Raw genomic sequence first — 6,000 nt, 5'->3', positions numbered from 1 at the left:
CGATCAGCACCATCGGCAGCCACAGCGCCGGCACCGACACGATCAGCACCATCGGCAGCCACCGCGCCGGCACCGACACGATCGGCGCCATCGGCAGCCACCGCGCCCGCGCCGACACGATCAGCGCCATCGGCAGCCACTGCGCCCGCGCCGACACGATCAGCACCATCGGCAGCCACCGCGCCGGCGCCGACACGATCAGCGCCATCGGCAGCCACCGCTCCGGCGCCAACATGATCAGCCCCATCCGAAGCCAACGCCTGCGGTTGCGCTGCCCACACACTCGGCACTGCGACGCTGGCCGCTACCGCAAGAAGCACGCCTGACAACAACTTGTATTTCATGGTTTTCTCCACGACCCAGCAGCCAGAAAGCGATGAGATGTCGTCCGTTGCGTATGCCCGGCGAAGTGACTCATTGGCTTGGGTTTTACCTGGTTGGCGAAAGGCACGGGCACACCGAGCGGCGTGCGGGTGTCGAGATAATCCTGATCGAGCCGATTGAGTATAGGATCGGCCTCGGGAACTGCCACGGCGGGGAGATCGACGGACAAAAAAAGACGAAGCCCGCATTGCGCGGGCTTCTTCGTGCGGAGCTGTTTACATTCTTGCCAGTGCCTGAGCCAGATCGGCGCGCAGGTCTTCAATGTCTTCGACCCCCACCGACAACCGCACCAGCCCATCGCCAATCCCCAGCTTCGCACGGGTTTCCGGCGGAATGGTCGCGTGGGTCATGATCGCCGGATGTTCGATCAGGCTCTCCACGCCACCCAGACTTTCCGCCAGTGCAAAGATCTGCACGTTCTCGAGAAAGCGCCGCGCACCGGCCAGGTCGCTGTTCAGATCAACAGAAATCATCCCGCCAAAACCACGCATCTGCCGCTTGGCCAGTTCGTGCTGCGGGTGCGACTCAAGGCCCGGATAGTAGACGCGTTTGACCTGCGGTTGCTTTTCGAGCCACTGCGCCAGGTCCAGGGCGTTGCTGCAATGGCGCTCCATACGCAGCGCCAAAGTCTTCACCCCGCGCAGAGTGAGGAATGCATCGAACGGCCCGGAAATTGCGCCGACGGCGTTCTGCAGGAAACCGAGTTTTTCCGCCAGTTCGGCGTTCTGCCCGACCACGGCAATGCCGCCGATCACGTCGGAGTGGCCGTTGAGGTATTTGGTGGTTGAGTGCAGGACGATGTCGAAACCCAACTCCAGCGGGCGCTGAATGTATGGGCTGGCGAAGGTGTTGTCGGCCACGCAGATGATCCCGCGCGCGCGGCAAATGCGCGCGATTGCGGCCAGGTCCGACAGGCTCAGCAGCGGGTTGGTCGGGGTTTCGACCATGACCATGCGCGTGTCGTCCTGCAGCGAGGCTTCGAACGCCGACAGATCGGTCAGGTCGACGAAGCTGAAACGGTGCCCGGCACTGCGCTGGCGGACCTTGTCGAACAGGCGGAACGTGCCGCCGTACAAGTCATTGCCGGAAACGATGTGCGAGCCGGCGTCGAGCAGTTCCAGCACCGTGGAAATCGCCGCCAGCCCTGAGGCGAAGGCAAAGGCGCGGGTGCCGCCTTCCAGATCCGCGACGCAGCGCTCCAGAGCAAAACGCGTCGGGTTGTGCGAGCGGCCGTAGTCGAACCCCTTGTGCACGCCGGGACTGTCTTGCAGGTAGGTGGAGTTGGCGTAGATCGGCGGCATCAGCGCGCCGGTGGTCGGGTCCGGCTCTTGCCCGGCGTGGATCACCCGGGTCGCGAAGCCTTGGGATTTATCGTCGTGCTGACTCATGCAAGGGATCTCCGTAATTGGTTGAGCATGTCGGTGCGGGTAATCAGGCCATGGAAGCCGGAGGCGTCGGCGATGATCGCGACGAGGCCACGGCTGAGCACCGCTTCCAGCTCGGCCAGGCTCGCAGCCGGGGCGAGGGTTTGCAGTTTGTCGGTCATCACACTCGACACCGACTGGCTGAAACGTGCGGCATCTTCGTGGACGCCGAGGAGAATGTCGGACTCGTCGATCACGCCCACTAGTTGCTTGCCTTCGACCAGCACCGGCAGTTGCGAAACGTCCGCCAGACGCATGCGTTGGAAGGCCGTGAGCAGGGTGTCGTCCGGGCCGACGCTGATCACCCGGCCGTCCTCGAAACGCCGTGCGATCAAGTCGCGCAGATCGCCGTAGCCCTTGCGTTGCAACAGGCCCTGATCGGTCATCCACTGGTCGTTGTAGACCTTCGAAAGGTAACGCGTGCCGGTGTCGCAGACAAAGCTGACCACGCGTTTCGGCTCGGTCTGCTCGCGGCAATAACGCAGCGCGGCAGCGAACAGGGTGCCGGTCGATGAGCCACCGAGAATGCCCTCGGCCTTGAGCAACTGGCGCGCATGATCGAAGCTTTCCGCGTCGCTGATCGAGTAGGCGTGACGCACGCTGGACAGGTCGGTGATCGACGGAATGAAGTCTTCGCCGATACCCTCGACCGCCCACGAACCGGGAGTCGGCAAGGTGCCGTCGCGGCTGTATTGCGCCATCACCGAGCCGATCGGATCGGCGAGGACCATTTCCAGATCCGGTTGCACGCGCTTGAAGAAACGACTCAGCCCGGTCAGCGTGCCGGCCGATCCGACGCCGACGACGATGGCGTCCAGATCATGTTCGGTCTGCGCCCAGATTTCCGGCGCGGTGCTGCATTCATGGGCCAGCGGGTTGGCGGGATTGTTGAATTGGTCGGCGAAAAACGCGCCGGGAATGTCCTTGGCCAAACGCGCGGCGACGTCCTGGTAATACTCGGGATGGCCCTTGCCGACGTCAGAACGAGTGATGTGCACTTCGGCGCCCATGGCCTTCAAGTGCAGGACCTTCTCGGTGGACATCTTGTCCGGTACCACCAGCACTACGCGATAGCCTTTGGCCCGGCCGACCAGCGCCAGGCCCAGACCGGTATTGCCGGCAGTGGCCTCGACAATCGTCCCGCCCGGTTGCAGGCGGCCGTCACGTTCAGCAGCGTCGATCATCGCCAGACCGATACGGTCCTTGATCGAGCCGCCGGGGTTCTGCGATTCGAGTTTGAGAAACAGCGTACAGGGTCCGGTATCGAAGCGGGTGACCTGAACCAGCGGAGTATTGCCTATCAGCCCAAGCACGGCAGGGCGTGATTCCTTCGACATTTCTTCACCTCTTTATGGTGTTGATCGCGTTCCAATCGCGGGGAAAAGACTCGCGTGCAACTTAGGCGCAGACATCCTCTCTCGCAACCTCTAATCCTTGGAAAATCCAGCCATTTGGATCTAACGATAGAACGAAAACTGGCATGTTGCCCTGAGGTGTCTGATCGTTCCCACGCTCCGCGTGGGAATGCAACCCGGGGCGCTCCGCGTCCCTACGCTCGGAAGATCGCAGCCTTCGGCAGCCCCTACAGGGGCGTCTACGCATGAGTAGAACTTGTGATGATCTGGAATTTATTGAGTTTGTTTCATCAAGTCCGGTTCCCGACAATACCCGCCATCGAATAAGCATCTGGAGTTGTTTGTCATGGCACTGGCCCATTCCCTTGGATTTCCGCGCATCGGTCGCGACCGCGAACTGAAGAAAGCGCAAGAGGCGTTCTGGAAAGGAGAGCTGCACGAGGCGGGCCTGCGTGACGTCGGGCGTGAGCTGCGCAAGGCCCATTGGGACTTGCAGAAGAACGCCGGCATCGACTTGCTGCCGGTTGGCGATTTCGCCTGGTACGACCAGGTGCTGAGCCACTCGCTGATGTTCGGCGTGATCCCCGAGCGTTTCCGTCCGCACGACGGCAAAGCCACGCTGCACACCCTGTTCAGCATGGCCCGAGGCGTCAGCAATGCTTGCTGTAGCGACGGCCACGCTCAGGAAATGACCAAATGGTTCGACACCAACTATCACTACCTGGTACCGGAATTCAACGTCGATCAACAATTTCAGCTGGGTTGGGAGCAGTTGTTTGAGGAAACCGAAGAGGCCCGTGTGCTGGGACACAACGTCAAACCGGTGATCATTGGCCCGCTGACCTATCTGTGGCTGGGCAAAACCAAAGGCGCCGATTTCGACAAGCTCGATTTGCTTGATCGCCTGCTGCCGCTATACGGCCAGATCTTCGCGCGGCTGGCGGCGTTGGGTGTGGAGTGGGTGCAGATCGACGAGCCGATTCTGGTGCTCGATCTGCCTCAGGACTGGAAGAATGCCTTCGAGCGCGCCTACAACCAGATCCAGCGTGATCCGCTGAAAAAACTGCTCGCTACCTACTTCGGTGGCCTGGAAGAAAACCTCGGTCTGGCGGCGAACCTGCCGGTCGATGGCCTGCACATCGATCTGGTGCGCGCGCCGGATCAGTACCCGACCATTCTGGATCGTCTGCCGGCCTATAAAGTGCTGTCGCTGGGTGTGGTCAACGGTCGGAACGTCTGGCGCTGCGATCTGCAAAACGCGCTGGCGACGCTGCGTCATGCCCATGAGCGTCTGGGTGATCGCTTGTGGGTGGCGCCGTCCTGTTCATTGCTGCACAGCCCGGTTGATCTGGGCCGGGAAGACCAGCTCGATGCCGAACTGAAAAGCTGGCTGGCGTTTGCCGTGCAGAAGTGCGAAGAGGTCGCCGTGCTCGCCCAAGCGGTCAGCGAGCCGGAAGCGCCGCAGGTGCTGCGCGCACTGGCGCAAAGTCGTTCGGTACAAACCAGCCGCGCCGCCTCACCGCGCATTCACAAACCTGAGGTGAAAACGCGGGTCGCGGCGATCACTGCCAGGGATGCGCAACGCCAATCGCCGTTTGCCCAGCGCATCGCCAAACAGCGCGGCAAACTTGATCTGCCGCTGTTTCCGACCACCACCATTGGATCGTTTCCGCAAACGGCGGCGATTCGTCTGGCGCGCCAGGCCTACAAGCAAGGCAAGCTCAGCGCGGCCGATTACACCGATGCGATGCACACGGAGATTCGCCACGCGGTGGAAATTCAAGAACGCCTCGGCCTGGATGTGCTGGTGCACGGTGAGGCAGAGCGCAACGACATGGTCGAATACTTCGCCGAACAGCTCGACGGCTATGCCTTCACCCGCTTTGGCTGGGTGCAGAGCTACGGTTCGCGCTGCGTCAAGCCAGCGGTGATCTTCGGTGACCTGAGCCGCCCGCAAGCGATGACGGTCGAGTGGATCTGCTACGCCCAGGGCCTCACCGACAAGGTCATGAAAGGCATGCTGACCGGCCCGGTGACCATGCTGATGTGGTCCTTCGCCCGCGAAGACGTCAGCCGCGAGGTGCAGGCTCGACAACTGGCGCTGGCCATTCGTGACGAAGTGAATGATCTGGAAGCGGCAGGAATCAAAATCGTGCAGATCGACGAAGCGGCGTTCCGTGAAGGCTTGCCGTTACGCCGGGCGCAGTGGCCGGCGTATCTGGAATGGGCAAGCGAAGCGTTCCGCCTGTGCGCCTCCGGCGTGCGCGACGAAACCCAGATCCACACGCACATGTGCTACAGCGAATTCAACGATGTGATCGAGTCGATCGCGGCGATGGACGCCGATGTCATCACCATTGAAACCTCGCGTTCGGACATGGAACTGCTCGAAGCGTTTGAAGCGTTCGCCTACCCGAACGACATCGGCCCGGGCGTGTACGATATTCACTCGCCACGGATTCCCGATGTGTCGGAAATGGTCGGTTTACTGCGCAAAGCTGGGCAGCGTATTCCGGTTGAGCGGCTGTGGGTCAATCCGGATTGCGGGCTGAAAACCCGAGGCTGGCCAGAGACCGAAGCGGCGTTGGTGCACATGGTCAGCGCCGCGCGGCAACTGCGTAAAGAGTGGACCTGACCCTTTATCGCCCTGGAATACATAACCCTGTGGGAGCGAGCCTGCTCGCGAAAGCGGTGTGTCAATCGACACCATGTTGGATGACCTGACGCCTTCGCGAGCAGGCTCGCTCCCACAGAATTCACATTCCCCCGTCACTCACGGCAACACACAAATCCTTTGTGGGAGCGAGCCTGCTCGCGAAAGCGGTGTGTCAGCTACA

At 61.6% G+C, this 6,000-nt stretch carries 3 protein-coding genes and 1 pseudogene; 2 read left to right on the top strand and 2 right to left on the bottom strand.

Annotation, left to right across the window (positions count from 1 at the left end; genetic code table 11):
- Positions 1 to 326 (top strand): annotated as a pseudogene (locus D8U71_RS28460) (hypothetical protein); the annotation flags it as partial.
- A gap of 273 nt (positions 327 to 599) precedes the next feature.
- On the opposite strand, the gene D8U71_RS20480 reads toward D8U71_RS28460, so the two are convergent.
- Together D8U71_RS20480 and D8U71_RS20475 are read right to left on the bottom strand one after the other, a co-directional pair.
- On the bottom strand, positions 600 to 1,772 hold the full coding sequence (locus D8U71_RS20480; protein ID WP_122611558.1) for a cystathionine gamma-synthase: 1,173 nt from the start codon (positions 1,770 to 1,772) through the stop codon (positions 600 to 602).
- A complete protein-coding gene (locus tag D8U71_RS20475; RefSeq protein ID WP_125927335.1) occupies positions 1,769 to 3,145 on the bottom strand; it encodes a pyridoxal-phosphate dependent enzyme in 1,377 nt (458 codons plus the stop codon). Before D8U71_RS20475 ends, D8U71_RS20480 begins: the two co-directional genes overlap by 4 nt.
- Positions 3,146 to 3,509: 364 nt before the next feature.
- On the opposite strand from D8U71_RS20475, the gene metE reads away from it, so the two are divergent.
- On the top strand, positions 3,510 to 5,798 hold the full coding sequence (gene metE / locus D8U71_RS20470) for a 5-methyltetrahydropteroyltriglutamate--homocysteine S-methyltransferase (RefSeq protein ID WP_130888546.1): 2,289 nt from the start codon (positions 3,510 to 3,512) through the stop codon (positions 5,796 to 5,798).
- Positions 5,799 to 6,000: the final 202 nt, after the last annotated feature.

This window comes from Pseudomonas sp. Sample_21 (assembly GCF_004307525.1).
Lineage (GTDB): Bacteria > Pseudomonadota > Gammaproteobacteria > Pseudomonadales > Pseudomonadaceae > Aquipseudomonas > Aquipseudomonas atacamensis.
The sequence above is the reverse complement of the archived record's forward strand: the minus strand, read 5'-3'. Positions and strand labels throughout refer to the sequence as shown.

Excerpts from the sequence above, each read along its gene's own strand:
- D8U71_RS20480 (WP_122611558.1), bottom strand. The coding sequence starts at position 1,772 with ATGAGTCAGCACGACGATAAATCCCAAGGCTTCGCGACCCGGGTGATC.
- D8U71_RS20475 (WP_125927335.1), bottom strand. The coding sequence starts at position 3,145 with ATGTCGAAGGAATCACGCCCTGCCGTGCTTGGGCTGATAGGCAATACT.
- metE (WP_130888546.1), top strand. The coding sequence starts at position 3,510 with ATGGCACTGGCCCATTCCCTTGGATTTCCGCGCATCGGTCGCGACCGC.